Here is a 23,228-nt window from a genome sequence, read left to right as displayed (position 1 = left end):
AGTGAAAATGCGCGCAAGTGGTCATTCCCTGCGCGCTGGTGCTCAATACCTGCAAACTCAATACTCGCGTGAAAAATCAACCTCGCCGCGCAGCGCCGCACCCTGGGAGTAACGTTGCAAGTTGTCCAGGAACAGGTCCGCAATCAGCGCTGGCACCATCGGACCGGCAATATGCGGCGTCAAGGTCAACCGAGGCGTTAGCCAGAAAGGGTGTTCTGGCGGCCGCGGCTCCTGACGAAAAACATCCAGAACCGCTCTCGCCAATTTTCCTGCTCGCAGCGCCGCCAACAGATCGTCATCCACCACGGACGTGCCGCGCCCCACGTTGATAAATACCGTGGAGGGTTTCATGCATGCGAACAAATCTGCGTTGTACAGATTCTGCGTTTTCGGCGTATCCGGCAACAAGTTCACCACATAGTCGGCCTGCGCCACATCGTGCGCCAGCGCATCAATCCCCGACACGCACGCAAAACCGGGCAACGCCCGCGGTGTATTAACAATCCCGTGTAGCGTTACGCCAAATGACCGCAACATGGCGGCCACCTCAGCGCCAATATCACCCGCGCCAACGATCAATAAGGTTTTGCCCGTCAACAGCCCGGACAGGTGGCGATCCCACTCCTGACGTTGCTGCTGTTCTTGCAATGCGAACAAACGCTGCTCGTGCGCCAACAAATGCGCCAGGATGTATTGTGCAATCGGCTGCCCAAACACCCCTACGGCGCGACTCAAACGGTAATCTTGCGGGAGACCCGCTGCAAGCAACGGCTTGAAGCCAGCCCAGGTAGATTGCAGCCATGCAGGGCGATGCCCAGCGGTCAGCAGCGATACCGCCCGGTCCGGCTCACCAAGCCAAATGCCACAGCGCGCGACGGCGTCTTCTCCGTCATCAGGAAGGCAATAGTCCAACCCCGATGCTTTCGTGCTTAACAGCGCACGCAGTTCCTCCGTCCGAGATTCCAATAAAAGAATCGCCCCCATTTCTCCCCCTCGCGTTATCAACGGTAGCCGTAAAAAAAACCACAACTACCCTACTCGTAGCGAGAAGCCTGTGGCAACCCTTTCAGCATGCAGGCCCGTTTTCTGACAGACGTCACTCTTCTTCTTGTGATTCGCCAATGTGGTTCACCATGTCTAGCAACATAGTGGTGACATGGTGATCCGCCACGGTATAAAAAATCTGGCGTGACCGGCGTTCCCGCTTCACCAAACGTGCGCCGCGTAGCAGGCGTAAATGGTGACTCACCAGTGACGGTGAAAGCGCAAGGTTTTGCGCAATGTCACCGACAGCATGTGGCCCCGTCAGGCTGAAATGCAAAATGCGCAAACGGGTAGGATCGCCCATCAGACGAAACGTTTCTGACAGGATGGTAGTTTCATGCAGAGAAAGCATGGCATGACGACTCAATGTGCGTGCCCTCGCGTAACATATATGTCCGTATCATGATGATGGGAATGATCGTCATGATGTTGATGTATTTCCTTAATGGGTGACAGGCTGCACCTACAGGTCGCCTCATATTCATCACCCCAGTCAATGGCAACCGTTGCGGTTCTACGTGAAAACAGTCATAAAGCTCTCGCTCTACCTGCCGAACCACCTGACGCACGTCCGCCCCCTCTTTGGCGCGTACATGCAATGCGGCCAGGGTGCGCCCCGACGTGATCATCCACACGTGCACATGGTGAATATCTGCCACTCCCGTTACGCTCTCTTTAAGGTAGCGTTCGATCTCTTGCGGCATGGCATTGGCGGGTGCCCCTTCCAAGAGTATGTGCAGCGATTTTTTCAATAACGCCCATGCGCTGCGCAAGATCAGCACGGACACTACCAACGACAGGATAGGGTCGATGGGGGTCCAGCCGGTAAAATAGACCACAATGGCCGCCGCGATAGCACCGATGGAACCCAGTAGATCGCCCATCACATGCAGTGCAGCACCTTTGATATTGACATGCTCGCTGTCGCCGCGCGTCAATATCCAGAACACCACAACATTCACCAGCAGCCCGATCGCCGCTACGACCAGCATCGGCCCTGCCAGCACCTCATGCGGCTGGCGAAAACGCAGCCACGCTTCGTAGGCTATCCAGATGACGATAGCAAACAGCGTCAGCGCATTGATAAACCCGGCAATGACTTCGAAACGCAAATAGCCAAAGGAGCGCTTGGTGTCTGCATTACAACGACCAAAACGAAAGGCGGCATAGGACAACGCCAGTGCCGGGGCATCCGTCAGCATATGTCCCGCATCCGCCAGCAACGCCAACGAACCGGAAAGCACACCGCCCACGACTTCTACCAACATAAAGGTAAAAGTAATCACAAAAGCGATCAGTACCTTACGTTCATTTGACCGCGTTACCGTCGGCGCATGGTCGTGGTGAGAATGGGACATTGTACCTCTCCTGCCTTTAGATGATTTAATATATGAATTGCTACTCATATATTAAAAGTCAAGCAATGCAAACAGTTTACCGGCCGCAACGATCGCCGTGCTCATCCGCATTATTATCATATCAGACAGGCATCAAGATCTCATTTCAAGGCATGCAGCTGATGATGGATCTCCGCCAACACGCCGTTGGCGCGCTGATACTCTGCCCGTTTTTTACTGGCAACGTCGTCGAGACTTTTGCGCGCAATACGCAGCGGCAACTGACACACGCCATCGGGTCGCAATTGCCCCCCCACGGAGAGCCAAAAGCTCTCATAATCGGCATGAAAACTGGTTTTCTTTTTACGCCAGTAGCGCCAATTCTGATAAACATGAGTATGATTTCCCACCGCTATCATGCACTCAATCCCTAACAGCTCGCCCAGTACGCAGGCCGCTTCTAGCACCAGCCGTTTAGGGAACAATCCATGGCAATCACGCGTTACCTGCAAAATGCGCGCCTTCTGTTGTTGCAAGTGCCGCGTCGGCCCTTGTAATCCGCCGATAAATAACGCTCTCTGTCCTTCGAACTGCACCACGGTCATGGTCATGCGCGCCAGCGGCATCCCTTCAGTACACAACTGAAGCGTTATCTCTCCCTCTTTATCCAGTGAGGAGTGGGAACCCAATAGCAACGCGTAAGCAGCACCGCTTTTACCCTGAAAATTGACGATCGGTACACCGCCAGGCGCCAGCATTAGGCGACGTAACCTTGGATTGGCGCAGGCCACGGCATCATAGTGATAACAAAGCGCGGCCAAAGCGTTGCGGGCAGAAAAACGGCTAGAGAGGTATGGTCGTTGAAGTTTATCGGGCAGCGCCATTTGGGCATACAGCATCTGCGCCCGCTGCGGATGACTGGCAATGTAGTGGAGCCAGTTCAGCGTCAAAACAGGGTGAAGGAGCGAGCGCGCCAGAAATTTAAGGCGGTAGGCGGGCTTTAGCCAAATGCTCTTCTCATCAGGGTGAATATCCCCGCGAAGCAAATGGCTCAGTAACTGCCAGCGGCTCATCGGGGATGATATTTCATCAAAAGTTGCAAGTGCCATAAGAGATATAATAGTGTTGAGTTTCGGAAATAAACCCCTATCTAATATCAGTCGTTAACTAAACCGTTATGTAATCATATTTCAGGAAGCAACCCAACCACAGATTTGTTTATGGTTGGTTTATTAAAAAGCCAATTCCGAAATGGTTAACGTCGGGATCGGCCTTTTTACAGAATCTGATGCGATACACCAATGATAGCGTTTCTCGGTTAATCCAGATCCTGACCGTTGCTGGCGATCACTTTCTGATACCAGGCAAAGGATTTTTTCTTGCGTCGTTCCAGCGTACCGTTACCAAGATCGTCACGATCGACATACACAAAACCGTAGCGTTTGCTCATTTCCCCGGTCGACGCCGCGACCAAATCGATGCAGCCCCAGGTGGTGTAGCCGATGACTGGGATACCGTCATCGATCGCATCGCCCATGGCGCGGATGTGTTCACGCAAATAGCTGATGCGGTAATCGTCTTCGATCTCGCCGTTGGCATTGATCTCATCGCGTGCCCCCAGACCGTTTTCCGCCAGAAACAGCGGCTTCTGGTAACGGTCGTACATCATGTTCATGGTGATACGCAAGCCGAGTGGATCGATGCCCCAGCCCCATTCACTGCGGGTAATATGCGGATTGGTAAGAGATTTAACGATATTGGATGCACTGCTGTTGTGCTCATTAATCTCCGCCGAGGCACCGCGTGAGGCGTAGTAGCTGAAAGAGACAAAATCGACGGTGTTTTTCAGAATGTCAGCATCGCCATCCTGCATCTCGATATGAACACCTTTCTCACGGAACACCCGCGCGGAATAGGACGGGTAAGCGCCGCGCGCCTGCACATCGATAAAGAACAGGTTTTCCCGATCTTTTTCCAGTGCCGCCCACACATCTTCTGGCTTACAAGACCAAGGATAAAAGTTTCCTCCCGCCAGCATGCAGCCCACCTGATTTTCAGGATTGATCTCGTGCGCGATCCGGGTCGCCAGCGCACTGGCGATCAGCTCATGGTGCGTAGCCTGATACTTCACCTGATCCTGATTTTCACCCGGTTCGAACACCAGGCCAGCACCAGAGAACGGGCTGTGCAGCAGGATATTGATCTCGTTGAATGTCAGCCAGTATTTCACCAGGCCGTCGAATGCTTCGAAGCAGGTGCGCGCATAGCGGGTGAAAAATTCCACCATCTTGCGGTTGCGCCATGAGCCATACTCGGTGACCAGATGCATCGGCACATCGAAATGGCACAGCGTGACCAGCGGTTCGATACCGTATTTGCGGCATTCACTGAACACCGCATGATAAAAGGCGATACCTTCCGGATTCGGCATCAGTTCGTCACCCTTCGGGTAGAGACGGCTCCAGGCGATAGAGGTGCGGAACACGGTAAACCCCATCTCGGCCATCAGCGCGATATCTTCCTTGTAGCGATGATAGAAATCGATCGCCTGATGGCTGGGATAGAACTCGTCGTCACGCAGTGTAAAACGCTTCTCCTGCCCCAGCTTTACCGGCAAACGGGCGGGACCGTGCGGGATCATATCCACGGTGGTCAGCCCTTTGCCACCTTCCCGATAAGCGCCTTCTGACTGGTTTGCCGCCAGGGCGCCCCCCATAAAAATCCGTCTGGAAATGTCGCTGCTGACATGAATCACCTTCTCTTTGTACCAATATCAATTAACTAACGCTGGTGGCCTGCACGGGTTCACTTGTTTTGGTTTTGGTTGGCTGCGATTCCTCTTCGGTTTCAGGAATATCCTCAAAGCCGAGAATAAGTGTCAGTACAAACGACAACAACACCGCCAAAATCATCACTGCCACCACCCAGACAATGCTCATCGGGTTGGCCGGATCGAAAAACTGCACGCTGGTAAACAGCCCGGGCGACGCCATGGAGTGGCTGGCAAGGCCGCCAATTCCGGCTACCGCGCCGCAAATAAAACCGTTGATCAGGCTGGCAATCAGCGGACGTTTCAGCCGCACCGCCACGCCGTACAGCGCAGGTTCGGAGATCCCGGCCACAATGGCGGATGCCGCTGCCGCCAACGCAGTCTGACGCAGCTCGCGGTTTTTGGTACGGAACGCCACCGCTAGCGAGGAGCCGCCGAGCGACAGGTTGGCACCGATTTCTGAAGGCATCACCATGCCCTCTTTACCGGTTTCCGCAATGGTTTGAATGATGGTCGGGGTAAATACGCGGTGCATACCGGTCATTACCAACAGCGGCCACAGCGCCCCCATGATCGCCACCGATAACCAGCCAAGATAGCCATGGATGGTTTAAACGATGGAAGAGATGCCGCTACCGATCCAGATGCCCAACGGGCCGATAATCACAATGGCGATCGGTGCAGAGACCAGCACGATAAGCATCGGTTTCAGGAAGTTTTTCGTCACTGCCGGCGTAATGCGATCGATGCCTTTTTCGATGTACGACAGAATCCAGGTCATGCACAGCGCCGGAATAACCGTATAGGTATATTTCACCGCCGTGACCGGAATAAACGCCAGCTCGACCACCTGCCCTTGTGCCGCTTTTGCCATCAGGTCGATAAAGTTGGGATGCACCAACACGCCCGCAATGGCAATAGCCAGCGACATATTGGTTTTGAATTTAAGTGCCGCCGAGGCCGCCACCATGATAGGCAGGAAGAAGAACGCGCCGTCGCCGATCACATTCAGGATCACCAGCGTAGAGGAGCCCTTCTCGAACAGGCCGAACATGTCGAGGATCATAGCCAGCAGTTTCACCATCGAGCCGCCGATAATCGCCGGGATCAGCGGCGACATGGCGCCAATCAGTGCGTCCAGAATACCTGCGCCAATGCTTTTTAAGGTGATTTTTCGTTTGGCATCGGGCAGCGTGCCCGCAGCACCCGCCGGGCCGAGCTTCAACACTTCCTGATAGGCTTTCGCAACGTTGTTGCCAATAATCACCTGACACTGCGTTTCCGTGTTTACCACGCCCATCACGCCGCTGATGGCTTTGAGCGTCGGGTTGTCTACCTGCGTTTTATCTTTTACCACGAAGCGCAAACGCGTCATGCAGTGCGTCACCGCTTCAGTGTTTTCCAGTCCTCCCAGCGCATCCACAATAGCGCGAGAGACAGTTTCATAATTCTTGGACATAAGTGGGTTATCTCTTGGTGTCGGTGCGGAAAAAATCGCCATAGGGAACCGGTTCCACAAAATCATGAAACGTTTCACAGCGCCAAACAAGAGAGGAAAACCATTAATTTTCCTTTTCGTGATAACGATCACCTGTCGTTAACATGACCGCTTCAACGAAGCTACTGAAAAGCAACGGCAAAATGGGTAGACTGTCGCAAGATGACTATTTAGCGGGTAACAGTACATGACAACCATTCTTGAGGTGGCAAAGAAGACCGGGGTCGCCAAATCGACGGTATCGCGAGTGTTGTCAGGTAACGGTTACGTCAGCCAGGAAACAAAAGATCGTGTATTCAAAGCGATAGCAGGGAGCGGCTATCGCCCCAATCTGCTGGCGCGTAACCTCGCTGCGCAAAAATCACAAACCATTTGGCTGGTGATCACCAATACCCTATATCACGGTACTTACTTCAGTGAGCTGCTGTTTCAAGCGGCAAAAATGACCGAGGCGCACGGCCGCCAACTGCTGCTGGTGGATGGCAAACACAGCGCTGAAGAAGAGCGCGCCGCGATTCAATTCCTGATCGATTTACGCTGCGATGCCATCATCATCTATCCGCGTTTTCTTACCATTGATGAGATGGATCAGATCATCAGCCAACATAAACAGCCCATCATGGTACTGAACCGCCGGTTACGGGTGAATGACAGCTACTGCATTTACTCCGATCAGCATGAATCCAGCCGCAATGCCGTCAACCACCTTATCGAGCAAGGGCATCGTGAAATTGCCTTTATCACCGGCGCACTGGATTCGCCCACCGGCATGGAACGCCTCGCAGGCTACAAAGCCGCATTGGAAGAGCACACGATTCCCGTGGATGAACGCCGTATCATTCTCGGTAAGTGTGCACTCACTAATGGTGTTGAGGCCGTCAACACCCTGCTCGACAATCAGGTCAGTTTCTCCGCGTTGGTCGCCAGCAATGATGACATGGCCATTGTGCGCTCAAACAGCTCTATACGCGCGGCGTTGGTGTGCCCGAGCAGGTATCGGTAATTGGTTTTGATGACTTGCCCACGGCGGCGTTTACCATCCCTTCGCTCTCTAGCGTGAAAATGCCGTTGGGCGAGATGATTCAAGAGATCATCAACCGACTGCTGTCCATGCTGGATTATGGGACGTTGAGTCAACGCAAGGCCTATCCGGCATCATTGATCCTGCGCGATTCGGTGACGACGGGACCGTTTTATCGCTAGTTTTTTCACCGATGCGGTGTCAACGATGTCGTGATATCATGCGGTTACGTAAGGATACGCGAAATCAAATCGATGTTTTTCAGCCGCCCCAAGACCCTAGGCGACCTGATCAAATCAGGTCGCCTCAGAAAAATCCAGCAGCGCATCGATGCTGCCAACTGCAATCAACCTGATGAGCACGGCTACGCGCCGCTGCGCTATGCCGTCATCTACCGCGAAGCGAAGATTGCACGCTACCTGCCGTCGCAGGGGAGCGAGCCGCTGATCGGTGAACAGGGCAGACACCTCCCCGCGATAAACGAGGTCGTCAATTCACTCTGTTTGCCGCTGATTGAAGCGTTTCTCGATTCCGGTATCTTCCTGCCGGAATATATCGATGGCTTACCGCTGCTGCACCATGTGGTGCGACGTAAGGATCTGAAAGAGAAACACGTCGCGTTCTTTCTGCAGCAGGGCTTGGATCTGAACGCGATCGATACCCGAGCCAGCGGTAAAACGATGCTTGCCTACTACCTGAGCCAGGAACACATCACCATTGATACCCTGCGTCTGCGTTGGCTTATCCGCCTGGGCGCTGACGTCAACCGGGCAGAACAGCCGTGGGCAACACCGCTCTATTCAGCGCTGACCAACGGTACGCTGTACAACACCCAGGACAAACTCAGTATTACCACCTTCACCAGCGTACTGGATGAGTTGGAAAAAGGCGGGCTGCAACACGATCTGGATTTGGACAGTTGCCATTATGCCAGTATCGGGCTGGAAGCGCTCAAACGCGGGCACTTCGCCGGTTTTATCCGGCTGCTGCAAGCCGGGATCAGCATTCCTGCTGATGAGAAAGGGGAAATCATCGATTATCTCACCAGCAAAAACTTCCGGCACAAGCAGGTAAAACTGATTTTCGAGTTGAACCAGAGCCAAGGGCATGAGCTTCCCATCAGTATCCTGATCCATGATTCGCGTACCATCCGGCAGATCATTGACGAATTGCCGCACGATGCCCCCAATATCAATACCCTGTTTATCAATATCGCCACCGCAACTGGTCTTCGCCGGGATGAAAAACTCTCCCTGTTGGGCACCCTGCTGGACAAAGGCGCTGACATTAATACGTCGGGTGCCTGGTCCCATTTCTAGATCAGCGCCCTACACATCGTCGTCGGTTGGCCCGACGACGTGGAACATAGTCAGGCTCTGCTGACCTGGTTGCTGGAGCGCGGTGCCAATCTCACCTGGATCGATTGTAAACAGGGTACGGTGTTCTCTTACCTTTTCACTCAGAACCCCCACGGAGAACGGATGCGCCTGAGCAAGATATCCGCTGTGCTGCGCCGTTTACATGGGATCTACCGCAGCAAGGGGCTGTCATTACCGCTCGCAGAGCCGTTCCATTATAACCAGCATGACTATGCGCCACTGAGCACCACCCATACGCTTGCGGCGTGCATTGCGCTGTACGATGCAGAGTATTTTATTCCATTGGCTCGCACCCTGCTGGATATCGGTTGGCCGCTGAATGCCGAGATTAAAGACGAACATTTCAACGGCAACATGATCGCCTATTACCTGGACTACGCAAAAGCCGGTGAGGATATCAGCCCGCTGCTCGATACCCTGCCGGAACCCCTCGATGTTACCAGTGAGATCTATGGCGATCCGCTACAGCGCGCCATCGGTTCCCGCGTGTCGCTGGAAACCGTCCAACGTCTGATCGTCGGTAACGATCCGAATCGGATTATTGGCAGGAAGATCAAAGGCGATAGCATCGTCTATGTTGAACAACCGCTGCTGATTCTACACCATGGATCGTGTGAGTGGGGACCGTGATAAAATTACGCCAGAGTATGCGTATGCCATGTGCAACATGCTGTTGAGCGCGGGGGCCGATCCCAACTGCACCTCGACGCGCCGCTTCAAGCCGGAGTTCGATCATCGCAACGGGGTGACACGGTTGGAAAACAGCGCGCTTGAATGGGCCATCATGCGGGAGTACTTCGACATCTTTACCCTGCTGCTGGATCACGGTGCCGCTCCGGCTCACCGCACCTGTATCAAACAAGAGCAGTTTGTCCATTTTGCCTGCACCCGTCTGAGCGGCAGACCGGAATCGACCGTGACCCCGTACCTTGATGAGCTGGAACGGCGCGGGCTGTTGGACCTTGAAGCGAGAAGCGGCACCGAGGCGACGCTGCTGTTGATGGCGGTGTCCAAATGCCAAACGCCGTCGGCGGGTTCGATAACTCCGCCGCCTTGCACCGCGCCCTGAGCAATTGGGGGGTGGGTCAATAAAGTCTCGCGCCGCGAAACCGTAGAACTGCTGTTAGCGGCCGGTGCCGACTGTCACTGGATCGATCCCGATGGAGACTATCCCTTGATGTGCGCTGCCTGGTACGGGAGTCTGGCCGGGCTAGAGGCACTGTTGGCACACGGCGTTGACACGCGTCAGGCGAATGCACAAGGGCGCACCGCTCTGCATGAGGCGATAGCACGCGCTTACAGTTACGACACCTACCACGATGACGAAGAGACGGAGGCAGAGCACAGCTTCGATCCGGAACTAAAAGGCGAGATCGTCAAACGTCTGCTCAATCATGGCGCGGATATCAATGCCGCGGATGAGGATGGCGATACACCGCTGATCTTTGCACTACGCGCCAACCGGGAATCTATTGTCCACCTGCTGCTGGAGCGCGGCGCCGACGCGCAACAGCCTTATAAACTTGGTCGAACGCCGTTGATGCTGGCCGCACAATATTGCGCCGCACCTTATTTCGACCTGCTGTGGGCGCGCCAATCCACATCAAAAATCCGCCACCAGTGCGCCAATAACGGCGACAACCTGCTGCACGCCATCTGCCTGCAGCGTCATAGCGATGCGGCGGAAGCCCAGTTCAGAACGGCGCTGCTACACGGAGAGGTTGCCTATCAGGCTAACGATCGGCGTATCACACCGCTGCACTATGCCTGCTATCTCGGGCATCAGGCCATCGTGATACTCTGCTGTGAGCAAGGGTTTGACGTCAATGCACCAGATGACGGTGAGAATACGCCACTGCATACCGCGTTATTTTTCGATGAAGACGAGGTTGAAGAGGATGAGGTTATCCAGATGGTCACCAGCCTGCTCACCGCTGGCGCTGACCCAAATAGAGCCAATGCCGCCGGGGAAACCCCGCTGATGATCGCTTCACGCCGCAATCTGACCGATTGCTTCTCGCTGATGAGCATGATGACGGCAACCCTCCACGGGTTCGGTGCGGCTGCACAGAGGTTATCGTGACATCAACGGTTGGCAGATAATAAAATAACGGCGATATCAGCGCTAATGAACGCGGATATCGCCGGTGGAAATATTATTTTAATTACTATCGAAATATTATATATTTACAATTAAAGTTACATTTAAAATAACGAACATCTAATCAAAAAGCAAAACAATACATAAATAAAACCTAAAATAAAACCAACTGGGATTGACGAAAATTAAATCAATTTAAAGTGGTGATTGCATATCACTGCAGTGATATGCAATTTGTCATATATACTTTAATCATGCCGTATGAAAAAATCGGAGGTTTTATGCATGCAATCGCTGATGAAAGAGTAATAACGCCATCCATACAGTTACATGAAAATCTAATGGCGTTAAGCAAAAGTGTAAAAGGAATAATTCCTGATATCTCAACCACACACGTCAATGATATATTACAGTTAACTATTTCCCCCATGGCACTTGCGTGGAATTGGTCGAAAGGGTTCAACTACAAGCCACAATGATAGAGCGACTCGTCATTCTCTACTGGAAAACCGTTGAATAGTATATTTAAGCCTACACAGTGAACCTCACGGATGAGGTTCACTAATTTGATACGCCGTTATGTTGAATCGGGTTCAGCCCCGCGACTGCGTCGGCATGGGGCGCCCGAACCAGATTTATACATAACGCCATTATGCGCACCTGTGCCATTAGGAAGAATATTAGATTTCTTCGCCATCCAGCCATAAATACATCGGTGGGAAAAAACACAAATTATTCAATATCTTGAGCTTCTTATTTAAGGTTAGGTTGTCTTCATTTTTGAATGTGAAAAAATCCATACTCATTTCTTGTAGCCATAAAACCATTTCTTTCTCTTGATCCTCTGGCTTGAGCGTTTCTTTGTAGGGTCTGTAGGTTGGTGCGTCATCTTCGTCTGTTAAATTTAAAAACGTGTTTAGTAAAAGCCCTTTTATTGTTGCCAGATTGTTAATTCTTCTAAGCGGAAAATCATCTGCTTTTTCATCAAAATCGATACTGTCTTTGCAGTCATACGCAATGATGAGTGATTTTTCGTCAGGCATTCAGTGAGACCTTTCCTAGCGGATATGGTGGTTAAAAATCGTACAGAGTCCACTATCAATAGTGGACTCTTGTTCCAATTTGGAACGTATTATTCATTCCCTCTTTCTTTTGCTAGCTTTAACCATATAGCTTTTAGATCTTTGTTTTTCTCCTTTTGGGCTTCAGCCGTGGCTATGATCTCCAGAGGATCTTTTTTTAGGGCGGTAGCTATCCTGAGGCATTTATCATGCCCTAAAACTGCTCCATTTCTTACTTTGGTCATACTCTGCCTTGGTATCCCTAGGAACTGGGCGACAGCATAATCGCTTGGTAATTTAAGTTTTTTTAAGTTCGTCTACGTAACTATCAAACCAACGCATTTCTTTGTCTTCATGTGAATTTTCCTTATTATCTCTTGATGTAACTTTACTTAACTTTTATGTTGACAGTAACCTTTATTGGTTCTTATAGTAACTTCAACAGTTACGCATAAGGCTGCCTTATTCATGATTGACCTGCTTAAGTTGTCTATTCCTTTTAAAACAGAGCATTTAATCACTGTTAAGTCTGCTGACAAGCGGGGAGGTACCTACATCGATCTTGAGCAGGTCGCCAAGATTTCAGGACTTCGGTTATCAGCACGTGCTGTTGAATTTGAGATTAATGGTGATTTGACGGTTACAGGGCTGACTCATCCGTTTGATTCTTTGCCCACACATTACAGCTGGTTAGCGATGAAAGTTTATGCGGGTTCTTTCAATCGGTTCCCGTGCGTGGAACTTAAGGCATCTCCGGCAAAGCTGCTACAAGGTCATAATGTTTTCGGTAGCACCGATTTGGCTTTGTGTGGTGCTGAGTTTTTTTATAATCTGGCAATCTCACTGCCAGAATTGTATGACATGCTCTATATTGAGCAGACTCTTATCGATCGCATGGATGTCACCTATTCAGCAAAAGTTGAAAATGAATTTATTTCAAAACAGGTTATATACTGTTTACGCAATGTCAGTAATGGACAAACCAAGAGAACCAAGGCGCAGGAGCATGAAACTACGGTTACATGGAATGAAGGTAGTCGGCACAGGATATTGGTAGCTTATTTAAAACACCCTGAATTATTAAAGCAGGTTGATGAGTTGCGTAGAGAAATTAAGAAAAAACCTGATAATGATGCGGTGAAGCGTCGTTTTGCGATAATATCAAATTCTGAACTTCAAAATTTTTCTTCTAATTTGGTGCGATTTGAAGCACGTTTAGTGCAGCGGTTTATTAGGAGTTTTGGTATCCCGATGCGGTTCTGGGATGCGGTTAAATATCAGATAAAATATGATTGTGATGGTAAGTCACTGATTGCGGATTTATGGTCTTTTGCATTTCGTGATTTATTGGAAGCCTTGGAAGGTAATGTTATGAACATTTATTGCGACGATGAAATCCTTGAATTGTTAAAGATGAGTTTTCATACTATCACTCCCAAAGGGGATATCAGTTATTCTAAAGCGTTAAGGTTGTTTGGATTTTATCGACGACTGGTAAATGAAGGTTATGATGCTGTATCTCAAGCCATGGCGCGCAATTCTTTTTGGCGGCATGTTACCGATTTGATGTCAATTGGAATAAGTAAAGCTCAGTTGCAAAATCTTAGTGCAGATAAATCGAATATTGTACCGTTGCTTAAAGTTATCAATGTTGACTTTAGTCATCAGCGTACTGATTGGTATGTTGAGCCTGTCAGTGTTTTTGATAGAGCAGAGAATATTTATGATTTCAAACGAGTGATTAACGCTTAATATACAAAAAGAGGTTCTATTATGATTGAATTAGCGAATTTAGAAACAACAGTTTCAGGAAAAAATTACTGGGGTCACTAACAGTGGCGGCTTTTATTATAATATTGTTATTGTACCTGCTATTGATGCCTATAGTTTTCCTTCTTTTTTAAAAATACGCTCCAAGAAAACCATTGGTGGGGTGGGTGATGAAATTGTGGATTTGCATTGTCGTGTTTCAGGTTATAAGCGCACATTTGAGTATACGAACAAGCAAATCAACAAAAAGAGAAGGGAACTAATTACGGGCAAATCTTAGAGCATGTTGTAAGTTAGCTTTTTTTTACTATTAGGTAATACGCTATGGCATCTCAAAATATAACGGTTAACGGACAGATTTGCGATATGCCATCTTCTCAGCATTGCCAGTCTGTCACCTTGACATTATCCGAGTTGCCATATCCGCAATCCTCTGTGATTGACCCGGCAACAACAGGACAATTTTGGGGTATTGCGTTTACCTCCGTGTGTGCGCTGTATTTATTTTCCAAAGGGCTTGGGGTTTTATTGAATATGGTTAAGCACGGTTAACGGCATTTATTTTTAAAGGAGTCTTTTATGCAAATAGTAAAAGGGTATTTTGCTGCGCTACTGGTCTTTTTTGCGATGGGATTGGGAATGCCTGCATGGGCTAACCCTCCTGCAGGCAGTACGGGCGTAGATTTAACACCTCTCACCAATGCGGTAAATTTTAGTACGGTTTCCACTGGTATTCTTGCTATCGCCGCCACGTTAATGACGCTGTATGCAGCCTATGCCGGGGTTCGCTTTTTATTGCGCATGGTCAAAAGCGCTTAATAAACGGGGGAGGGGCCGCAACGCCCCTTTTTATGCCGATGCTTGACTGGAATATGCTGGGGTTTATCTGGGGGTTACTATGCGCATGGGCGGTAATACAGGGATTGAACGGGTAGTTTTGTCTTTGATGTTATTAGGCTTTTCAGGGATGGCTTTTGCTCAGGCTGAACCTAAACCTGTTCCTGCTCCGTCTGTTGCACCTTCATTTCCGCCGGCAGCAAACAGGGGGCCATGTCAGCGGCCAATGATGCAGAATTTGCCAAGGTTGCCCGGGCGAAGGCCGTAACCCATGCGGCAGAGCAATCCGGTTTTGGTAAGGTGATGTCGCGTATTTTTAGCAAACGGGCGTTAGCGGAGGGGTTGCGCGGAACACCTCAGACTGTGGCTGTCGGGTTGGCTTTAGAGGCGGCGATGTCCTATTCAGCGATGATAAAGCCGGTTCACAGGATGTGCCTGCGATACCATTTTCGCAGAACGAGGTATGGGCACATAAACTCGTCGAGATGGGGCTGATAACGCCATCTGATATTGAGGTGCATGCATTTGAAGAGAATAAAAATATTCAACTAACAAAATCTGGAGAGGTTGAAAAAATGGCCGGTTTTATTTAAAAACGGCGGATGGTTCTTCCGTTTTTGATTATAGTGGTGGAGTTGTGAATTTTGATTCTGTGCCATCAAAGTCTGTTTTTGTTATCGTGCCCGATAAGGTTGAGCTTTTTGTTTTTAAACCGTCGCCTGTCTATCAAATGGAAAACTTTTCCTGTGCGTCTGATGTCTATATGGGTGATTGGTCTGAAACCGGTGAGGGCTACAAGTTTGTCTCTGAGGACGGGCAGGGTAAATTGTTTAGCAACGATTTAACGGCCTTGTCTGCCTGTGTGTTTCATTCACAAGAAAAAGGAAATTCGGATATCGTTTCTTTTTCTGTTTCCGGGTATGACGGTGAGGGGATTTTTGCTTCTGGGTATCCTGTATTGCCTCGTGTTCAAATCACCTATGATTATAAAGAGAGTTATCTGCATCCTGTTTCTTATAATATTGAATGTCGACTGCGTAAAAAGACGCATCAGTTAGGTAATATATCACTGACATCAGAGCTCAAGGAAAAAATAGTTTCCCGTATTTCATCTGATGATGCGGTATCATAACAGGCTGAAAAAATGACAGCGCCGTTACCGCTACCGGCAATGAAAGATATCGTCAACAATGTCATGATGCATTCTGCATCACAACCGGATTATCAGGGCGTACCTTTCTCACCCCCTTCGCCGGTGACAGTTGAAGAACTTCAGCAGGCGTCGCAAGAAGCGGCAGCTACGCGGATGGCCAGAGAAGTGTTGCGCGGGGGGTGTTTTTGTGATGCGCGTCAGCGTCCTGCAAGGCGGGTTTGGCTTTTAGCGGCCTTAGAAGCGCTATAAGCGCCTGATGGTCGAAGACAAAGAACGTGCCAGCAATGCCGTTCAGGGGCTTTGGTGACGATGACGGCGTAGATTGGGCTATTGGCGCACGGGTGCGCATAATGGGTAAAATCCTTGATCTTGAAATAACTGGTGTGTGTTACAAAAAACTTCGCTACAAAAACGACACACCGGAATAAGTTCATATTGTAGCGACAGCCATACATCCTCTTCAATCAAGCGATCAAAATCACCCAAACTTTTTTTATTAATAAGCTGATTGCGAAACACCAGCGATACGCGATCGAGGGGTTTCCTGCAATTTGAGCAATGGGTTTGCTTATGTTTGAAGTCTTTCAAATAGCGGCTAAGAAGCTGTTTTTTTCGCGGTGAAGACAGCATGAATCTATTCTATGAGAGTGGATATCATTTTTACGCAGGCCACTATGCAGCGGCGCCATTATATGTCAATGACGCTGTAAGACATGCTTGAGCGTAAAGCCCGATATCCTTTGATAACACTATTCCTGCATGCAGTGGTTACTGTTCCTGCATAAGCTTCGCGCGCAGTCGCTTTATCGCCTGGCTATGCAACTGACTGACACGAGATTCACCAACATCAAGAACGGCCCCAATTTCTTTCAGGTTGAGTTCTTCCTGGTAATAGAGCGTCAAAACCAATTTCTCACGCTCTAGTAAATTCTCGATAGCGTCCATCACGCGATGGCGTAAACTGCCTTCCATCAGCTGATGTAGCGGATTCGCTTCTTCATTGCCTTCAAGAAGCGCCTCAGCACTGTCGCCGTGTTCTTCACGCCATTCATCGTAAGAGAACAGCTGGCTATTATTGGTATCCAGCAATATCTGACGATAATCTTCCAGCGTGATGTTTAACGACTGCGCCACTTCTTGCTCCGTGGGCGTGCGGCCGAGTTGCTGTTCCGCCTGTTGCATCGCCTGTGCCACTTCCCGCGCATTACGCCACACACTGCGCGGCACCCAATCCCGGCTGCGCAACTCATCCAACATCGCACCTCGGATGTGCTGCACGGCGTAGGTGGTAAAGGCGGTTTCCTGCAAAGAGTCGAAGCGTTCAACGGCACTCAGCAGGCCAATGCCTCCTGCTTGCAGCAGATCGTCCAGCTAAACGCTCGCGGGAAGGCGAACCTGTAAACGCAAGGCTTCATGGCGTACTAATGGAACATAGAGCTGCCAGAGGGAATTCTTATCCATTGTGCCTTCGGCGGTATACAGATCGCTCACAGTGACAAATACCTACGATGATAGTGTTATCGACACTATTATGCGTTTGCGTAGAGTGTCCAATGCTGCGAATAGGGATGTAAATAGGGGGCTATTTGGGGTATGTGACAATATCGACATACTATCAGTCCTTCAGGAAGATGGCGTTATGAATAGCAGTCTGGTCAGTGGGTTAGTCGCTTTGGCTGGTATGCAGACTAGTCTGTTTAGCTTTATTACTCAATATTCCGTACCGGTGAACAAAAAACCCTGACGCAGCGACATATGATTGACTGACTAACCTCTGCAACCGTTGTGAAACCCAACGCCGATTGCATCGATCCATCTGATTCTGAAAGAAAAAAGTCCCGACTTGAGGCCAGGACTTTTAGGGGAATATGTGTATTTATTGCCTGATTTATCTCAATGAATTGAGCGGCAACAACAGATCAAGTTTTAGAGTGTAAGATTGATGGTCCGTGAGAGCGTGTAAATCAGATCATAACCATCCCATTGTAAACTGAAGTCCATACCTCTTCCCATAGGAACAATACGATCGGCACCTTTGGGGTGATACTGAGAAAGAAAGGTAGCAAGTGTGTTATTGGTTATTCCCAACACAGAGATTGTCTGACAGCGCTCATCACACACAGGATATATTTCACTTATATCATGCGCCAGATACTCCATAAAATAGCCACCAGCGCCAGTTAAGCTCATCGTTTCTTCATCCAGGGAGTCCAATTGGACACGATAAACCAGATTTCTATCCCCAGATACTTTCGTTACCCCTTCACGTGCACTACTCAACAGGCAAAACTGAGTCAATTTTTTGATAGCAACAGCTTCCTGAAGGATATATCTCTCCTGAGAAAATGCTTCAAATTCAGCCCAAAACGTCGCACGTGCCGAGTTCACCTCATCATCGCGACCTAACCAGATAATTAACCTTGGCGAAGTGCAGGCATTTTGATCCGTCAAGAAAGTATCATTATAAAAATGTTCAGCTGCAGCACGTTTATCCGGTACTGACAAATAATGAGCCGCATCCACCAATGCAAAAGAATAACGATTTGCGAAGGCAATATCGATGCTTCGCGCTTGCATAGGTGATTCGCGGAGCGCCATGATCGTGGCGCCACCTCCCCAGATCAACCGGCTATGACAACGTGCAGAAAGCCAATCATTAGTTGCTTTATCACGCTCGTAACGTATCAGGCAAATATAAGGTGAAATCTGCGGATGCTCTTGCAATGTCATCTTTATTTCGTGACAAATGATCTCTACCTGCTGAAAATCACGCGATGGCACCCTGACCACATTCGCATTGCCACTCAACAGCCCTGCAACCAGCGAGTAGGCTAAGTTGACGGCAACGTTCGAGGGGGCAATATGAAAGCGACACCACGCCCACAACGGGTCGACAAATCCGGATATCCCTGTTTCATGCTTAATACAGAACTCTTGCGGCACCAAAAAGCAAAACTAATCACATCAGGATAGGTTTTCGCTAATGTATTAAGGAATAAGCGTTTTGCCAGACTGTTCAAAAAATCGATGATTTCTTCATCAAACAGGGAGCGCGCGCAAACTATTCATCTGCTGGAGTGCAGTGATATTCCCCACCAAAAAAGATGTGTTCTCAAAATTGTGCTGCATAGGTATCACTACATCCTCGCAGTTCAGCATTTTTTACACGCCCAAGAATCTTGAAGTATTTGCCCTTACGACCACAGGGGCAATTGTCTTCTCCAAATATGACTCCCCGATCTTCGGTGAGAAGAGAGTGTCCAGGATATGATTCGGGGATCAGAGACAGCACCTGAATAATGCCCGGCTCTCCCTCAGCACATACCGAAAAATCGTTGTGATTGCGAATAATAATATCGGAGAAAATACTAGCATGCGGATGGCCTTCTTCACATTGCATGTAGATACAGCCGGTTTATTCAACCACCCCATAATAATCGTGGACGCGTTGTATGCCACAAACTTGATTCAATGCAGCAACAAATCCAGCTGGAGAGACTGCTTCAGACTGTAATTTTTTCCAACCGCCACCATGGATTAATATGCCAGAGGAGAGATCTATTTTTTTATCGTTTGCAAGCAGCTGCTTATAGAAATGCTGCCATACCATAAATGTAAAACCAAACAGCAATATAGGTTTACCACGATGCTTATCCAGAAAAGCAAGGATTGTTGGAAAATCTAACTCCATATTATCGTCCAACGCATAGGTCCTATCAGTACCAAAAATCGAAAAACCGAAGATACCAGCGCCACGAGCCGAAAAAAGTCGACGATCTTTCATGACCGATGGAGAATCGATAATCAACAATGGCAATCGCGATGGGCCAATAAAATCATTAACAATCTTTACTAAAGTCTTTTGTTGATTAGCAGCAGTTGCTTTATTTAGAAAGATCTTGGAAACGCGTAGTTCCTGAGGATGTCATGGTTTTTACGATCTGGTCCGAAGCAACGCTGGAAAGCGCCATCTCTTTGAATAAAGAAACAGGAATAAAAGGAATATCTTCAACTGCCTGATAATTTACCTGTGCCAGGTTCAAACCATTCAAAATGCGATGATAAGCCAAACAATGCGCATAATGATACGCCGTCAGATCGGATAAACGCTGCAAAATCAAAGCGCGCTTTTCTTCTCTATTAAGTGAGTAAGGCAAGGAATGAAGAATATCATCATATTGCATTATAATATGCTTCCAGTTGTGAGTAGAGCGTTTTTCCGGCTCCATTTTTTGGAATGCTGTAGAGCGTGATAATCTTGAAGGCGATATGATTCAGTTGGGTCTGCTCAACCAAGAAACGCTTGACTTGGGCGCTAACGCTATCATCCGTAATAAATACATACATTTTGTCATCAATGCCCGCGCACGCGCAGTGAATATCAGGAAAAGCGTCACGAAGTTGTACTTCAACCTCATCTAAACCGACTAGATTGCCAAAAATTTTGAGGAACCGTTTTCTCCGTCCAACAACATAATAGTATCCTTCACTGTCAAAGCGAGCCATATCACCGGTAGAAAGGCGCCCTTGAAATTCATTTCCCTTTTGAAGATCCTCACGGCATTCCGCATAACCTAATACAACATTGTCTCCCCAATAAATCAGCTCACCAACCTCGCCCTCCTGGGCAATAAGGTTTCCTCGTTCATCACAGAGTGCAAATTCTCCGCCGGGGATAGCTTTACCTATACTGCCACATTTATCGATAGCTTTATCAGAGGGTAGGTACGCCATACGAGCCGTTGCTTCAGCAGCACCGTACATTACAACAAAAGATTTATTGTTATCCTTAGCATAATGCGCGAAGACACGGTGCAAATCAGGAGACAATTTTCCCCCTGCTTGCGTCAGCGTTTTTAAATCAGGCAATGCTAATGATGTGAAACGGAGTCTTTTCAACATCTCATAAGTGAAAGGGACGCCAGCTAAAGACGTAATGCGATATTGTGTCATCTGAGCCCAAAAGTCTCTCTGCATCACAGTCGCTTTCGTAAGAAATAAACTGGCCCCACGACTTAAATGAGAATTAATGACCGAAAGCCCATATGTATAATTCATGGGCAATGACGTAATAGCCCGTTCAGAGGCTGCAATATTGAGATATTCAACAATATATGCAGTATTAGCTGCCAAATTATTATAACTTTGTCGTACTAATTTTGGACTCCCCGTCGAGTCTGATGTGGTCAGCAGCAATGCCAATTCATCATGCATACCTGTTTGTTTCTTGGAAACGCTTAACAACGAATATTCATGTGCTGTATAAATGACAGGATAGGAGAATCGGCCAGATAGAGCTTGAGGAACATATATATTCAGGCTGATAAATTGATATATAATTATTAAGTTGTTCCTCGTTAATATCCTCACTGAGCATTAATGATACATGGCCATATTTTAATGCCATCAAATATCCGATTAATGACCCCAAACAGTTAGCACTCAAGTTAAATATCAATGATCTTTTTTTACATTCTGAGCAAGTCTGGAGCAAAATTCATCAAGCTCTCGATAAGAGACTGTATTACCTTGCTCAGTAACGACGGCAGTATTGTCAGAATATTTAGAAAAGTCAAAAATCATGAAATATCTCCTTAAGCGTGCCTTCATCTCCATGACCAGGAAAACAAAGCATATCCTCATCTAATGACTTTAGAAAAGGTAGGGTAATATTATTATAGTCTTTTGTACTTCCCCCGGGGAAACGCGTGATAGCGGGTTTTTTTTCAACAACGAATCACCGGTAAAATCATCATTTCATCAAAAATAATCACTGCACTCCCTTTAGAGTGACCTGGCGTAGATAAAAACTTTATTGTTCTTCCTTGCCATTGGTGAATGTACTCTTGAGAAAAGGTTATATCCGCTGCACATACATATTGAGGGAAGATTTTATTAAATTCATCAGCCGTATTTGTATTATTGATTCTATCTTGTTCAGCAAGGATAAAGGATAATAACACTGGGCGATTATTCTTTTCTATTGCTATACTCTTAGCACGAAAATCCTGACAGATCACCGTAGAATTGGCAAATGTCCGAACCCAATTAACCCCTGATGTATGGTCAGGGTGCTCATGCGTCAACAGAATCAGGATATCAATGATATCCTGTGATGTTAATAAAGCGTGTAGCTCATCACTCTGGTGCGGATCGATGACAATGGCTCGTCCATTATCTACGATGAAATACATATTGGCGTTAATATAAAGATAGACAAAACGCCTCACTGTCACGCCGTTAACCGTACAAGTATACATGTTAATTTAATTTTTCAACAATATCTTCAACCGAGACTAAATTGTCTGCTTTAACATCCTTCTTCAGAGTGTATCCCGCCAATTGCTCGATCCACTCAGAGGCGAGACCCGTTCCGGGACGTTTAACATCTAAATCTTCGATTTGCAGCTGATGTCCGGCCGGTAAATCTCGAACAAAAACCACACTACGACGCATCTTTTCACGCTGAGCCAATTCTAACGCAGAAACGACGCGAGTTTCGCTTCCCATACTCAGATAAACATTATTACATTGATCAACCAACTGTTTCATCTCATCCGGTTCAATGGCCATGTTGTTATCCATCCCCATTTTGGTTTTATACAGAGTAAGATGCTTTTCAATGACAGTCGCTCATAACGCAATCGATGCCGTTGGAATCTCCACACCTAATGTATGATCAGAAAAACCGACGAGATAATCTTTAAAAAGTGCTTTTAGACCTACAATATTATTAAGATTAATCGTTTCCGGTGCGGCAGGATAAATTGACACACAGTGCAATAGAATAATTTGTTGATTATTCTGTGATGTAATGGCGTCGACAGCCTTGCGCACTTCTTCGATATCGGCCATCCCTGTCGATAAAATAATAGGAACTTGCTTACTCGCGATGTATTTAAGATAGGGATAGTTATTCACATCCTGCGAAGCTACCTTGATAAAAGGTACTCCACATTCATCTACAAGAAAATCCACTTCATGTCGAGAATAAGGCGTTGGGGCAAACGCAATGCCTACGCTCTGACAGTATTTTGCCAGTTCTAATAACTCAATTTCGGCAAGGGAGAATTTTGAAATGATTCTTTTTGCAACCAGATTACTGTCATAATAGTCCTTTGAATAGAGCGAATCAGCAGACCAAGACTGGAATTTTACGCAGTCACACCCAGCCATTTTAGCGCTATCAATCATTTTCCGCGCTATTTCAATATCACCATTGTGACTTGAGTTAACTTCAGCAATAAAATACGGTCG

Annotated in this window: 18 protein-coding genes and 7 pseudogenes; 9 read left to right on the top strand and 16 right to left on the bottom strand. The window is 48.1% G+C overall.

From position 1 onward, the window contains the following. Positions 1-57: 57 nt before the first annotated feature. From JZM30_RS22085 to ascF, 6 genes and pseudogenes are all read right to left on the bottom strand, one after another. Positions 58-984, bottom strand: coding sequence for a D-2-hydroxyacid dehydrogenase (locus tag JZM30_RS22085; protein ID WP_252321342.1), 927 nt, complete (start codon positions 982-984; stop codon positions 58-60). A 112-nt stretch (positions 985-1,096) separates the two neighbouring features. Next, a complete protein-coding gene (locus JZM30_RS22080; RefSeq protein WP_308167206.1) occupies positions 1,097-1,411 on the bottom strand; it encodes an ArsR/SmtB family transcription factor in 315 nt (104 codons plus the stop codon). Further along, the gene (locus JZM30_RS22075) at positions 1,380-2,402 is read right to left on the bottom strand and encodes a cation diffusion facilitator family transporter (protein ID WP_438801538.1); all 1,023 of its coding nucleotides are present in this window, start codon (positions 2,400-2,402) and stop codon (positions 1,380-1,382) included. The genes JZM30_RS22080 and JZM30_RS22075 overlap by 32 nt, the downstream gene beginning before the upstream one ends. Before the next feature lie 140 nt (positions 2,403-2,542). Beyond that, positions 2,543-3,454 (bottom strand): VirK/YbjX family protein, encoded by a 912-nt coding sequence (locus JZM30_RS22070; protein WP_252321341.1) that lies wholly within the window; start codon positions 3,452-3,454, stop codon positions 2,543-2,545. A 245-nt stretch (positions 3,455-3,699) separates the two neighbouring features. Beyond that, positions 3,700-5,129, bottom strand: a pseudogene (locus JZM30_RS22065) (6-phospho-beta-glucosidase). Positions 5,130-5,158: 29 nt separating this feature from the next. Beyond that, positions 5,159-6,610 (bottom strand): annotated as a pseudogene (gene ascF / locus JZM30_RS22060) (PTS cellobiose/arbutin/salicin transporter subunit IIBC). Between the two features lie 226 nt (positions 6,611-6,836). Between ascF and JZM30_RS22055 the strand changes: the two are divergent. The 5 genes and pseudogenes from JZM30_RS22055 to JZM30_RS22035 all read left to right on the top strand — a co-directional run bounded on the left by JZM30_RS22055 (position 6,837) and on the right by JZM30_RS22035 (position 11,132). Beyond that, positions 6,837-7,852, top strand: a pseudogene (locus JZM30_RS22055) (LacI family DNA-binding transcriptional regulator). A 72-nt stretch (positions 7,853-7,924) separates the two neighbouring features. Beyond that, positions 7,925-8,989, top strand: coding sequence for a hypothetical protein (locus JZM30_RS22050; RefSeq protein ID WP_252321340.1), 1,065 nt, complete (start codon positions 7,925-7,927; stop codon positions 8,987-8,989). Between the two features lie 39 nt (positions 8,990-9,028). Beyond that, positions 9,029-9,679 carry a hypothetical protein gene (locus JZM30_RS22045; RefSeq protein WP_252321339.1) on the top strand — a complete coding sequence of 217 codons (651 nt, stop codon included), beginning with the start codon at positions 9,029-9,031 and terminating at the stop codon, positions 9,677-9,679. Next, entirely contained in the window at positions 9,663-10,118 is a 456-nt protein-coding gene (locus JZM30_RS22040; RefSeq protein WP_252321338.1) for a hypothetical protein, read from the top strand. Before JZM30_RS22045 ends, JZM30_RS22040 begins: the two co-directional genes overlap by 17 nt. A 3-nt stretch (positions 10,119-10,121) precedes the next feature. Beyond that, a complete protein-coding gene (locus JZM30_RS22035; protein ID WP_308167208.1) occupies positions 10,122-11,132 on the top strand; it encodes an ankyrin repeat domain-containing protein in 1,011 nt (336 codons plus the stop codon). A gap of 698 nt (positions 11,133-11,830) precedes the next feature. Here the strand turns inward: JZM30_RS22035 and JZM30_RS22030 are convergent. Both JZM30_RS22030 and JZM30_RS22025 read right to left on the bottom strand, forming a co-directional pair. Next, positions 11,831-12,193, bottom strand: coding sequence for a hypothetical protein (locus tag JZM30_RS22030; RefSeq protein ID WP_252321337.1), 363 nt, complete (start codon positions 12,191-12,193; stop codon positions 11,831-11,833). An 89-nt stretch (positions 12,194-12,282) separates the two neighbouring features. After that, positions 12,283-12,456, bottom strand: coding sequence for a hypothetical protein (locus JZM30_RS22025; protein WP_252321336.1), 174 nt, complete (start codon positions 12,454-12,456; stop codon positions 12,283-12,285). Between the two features lie 223 nt (positions 12,457-12,679). Here JZM30_RS22025 and JZM30_RS22020 point away from each other — a divergent pair, with 223 nt between their 5' ends. From JZM30_RS22020 to JZM30_RS22005, 4 genes are all read left to right on the top strand, one after another. Then, positions 12,680-13,963, top strand: a complete 1,284-nt coding sequence (locus JZM30_RS22020; RefSeq protein WP_252321335.1) for a phage/plasmid replication protein, II/X family — start codon at positions 12,680-12,682, stop codon at positions 13,961-13,963. A gap of 645 nt (positions 13,964-14,608) precedes the next feature. After that, positions 14,609-14,800: a hypothetical protein gene (locus JZM30_RS22015; RefSeq protein WP_308167207.1), complete on the top strand. Its 192-nt coding sequence runs from the start codon at positions 14,609-14,611 to the stop codon at positions 14,798-14,800. 655 nt (positions 14,801-15,455) lie between these two features. Beyond that, positions 15,456-15,950 (top strand): hypothetical protein, encoded by a 495-nt coding sequence (locus JZM30_RS22010; RefSeq protein ID WP_252321334.1) that lies wholly within the window; start codon positions 15,456-15,458, stop codon positions 15,948-15,950. Positions 15,951-15,962: 12 nt separating this feature from the next. Further along, the gene (locus JZM30_RS22005) at positions 15,963-16,220 is read left to right on the top strand and encodes a hypothetical protein (protein WP_252321333.1); all 258 of its coding nucleotides are present in this window, start codon (positions 15,963-15,965) and stop codon (positions 16,218-16,220) included. 98 nt (positions 16,221-16,318) lie between these two features. Here JZM30_RS22005 and JZM30_RS24135 read toward each other — a convergent pair. The 8 genes and pseudogenes from JZM30_RS24135 to JZM30_RS21965 form a co-directional block, all read right to left on the bottom strand. Continuing rightward, a pseudogene (locus JZM30_RS24135) lies at positions 16,319-16,601 on the bottom strand (flagella biosynthesis regulatory protein FliZ); the annotation flags it as partial. Between the two features lie 138 nt (positions 16,602-16,739). Continuing rightward, positions 16,740-17,462 (bottom strand): annotated as a pseudogene (locus JZM30_RS22000) (RNA polymerase sigma factor FliA). Between the two features lie 435 nt (positions 17,463-17,897). Further along, positions 17,898-18,914: an acyl-CoA reductase gene (locus JZM30_RS21995; RefSeq protein WP_252321413.1), complete on the bottom strand. Its 1,017-nt coding sequence runs from the start codon at positions 18,912-18,914 to the stop codon at positions 17,898-17,900. A gap of 169 nt (positions 18,915-19,083) precedes the next feature. Beyond that, a pseudogene (locus tag JZM30_RS21990) lies at positions 19,084-20,158 on the bottom strand (LuxE/PaaK family acyltransferase). Next, positions 20,145-21,215, bottom strand: coding sequence for an AMP-binding protein (locus tag JZM30_RS21980; protein WP_252321331.1), 1,071 nt, complete (start codon positions 21,213-21,215; stop codon positions 20,145-20,147). Before JZM30_RS21980 ends, JZM30_RS21990 begins: the two are co-directional and overlap by 14 nt. 482 nt (positions 21,216-21,697) lie before the next feature. Then, entirely contained in the window at positions 21,698-22,201 is a 504-nt protein-coding gene (locus tag JZM30_RS21975) for an MBL fold metallo-hydrolase (RefSeq protein ID WP_252321330.1), read from the bottom strand. A 31-nt stretch (positions 22,202-22,232) separates the two neighbouring features. Continuing rightward, positions 22,233-22,427 (bottom strand): SAF domain-containing protein, encoded by a 195-nt coding sequence (locus JZM30_RS21970; protein ID WP_252321412.1) that lies wholly within the window; start codon positions 22,425-22,427, stop codon positions 22,233-22,235. A 54-nt stretch (positions 22,428-22,481) separates the two neighbouring features. Then, a pseudogene (locus tag JZM30_RS21965) lies at positions 22,482-23,165 on the bottom strand (N-acetylneuraminate synthase family protein); the annotation flags it as partial. Between the last annotated feature and the right edge of the window lie 63 nt (positions 23,166-23,228).

It is taken from the genome of Candidatus Symbiopectobacterium endolongispinus (genome assembly GCF_018777385.1).
Classification (GTDB): domain Bacteria; phylum Pseudomonadota; class Gammaproteobacteria; order Enterobacterales; family Enterobacteriaceae; genus Symbiopectobacterium; species Symbiopectobacterium endolongispinus.
The sequence above is the reverse complement of the archived record's forward strand: the minus strand, read 5'-3'. Positions and strand labels throughout refer to the sequence as shown.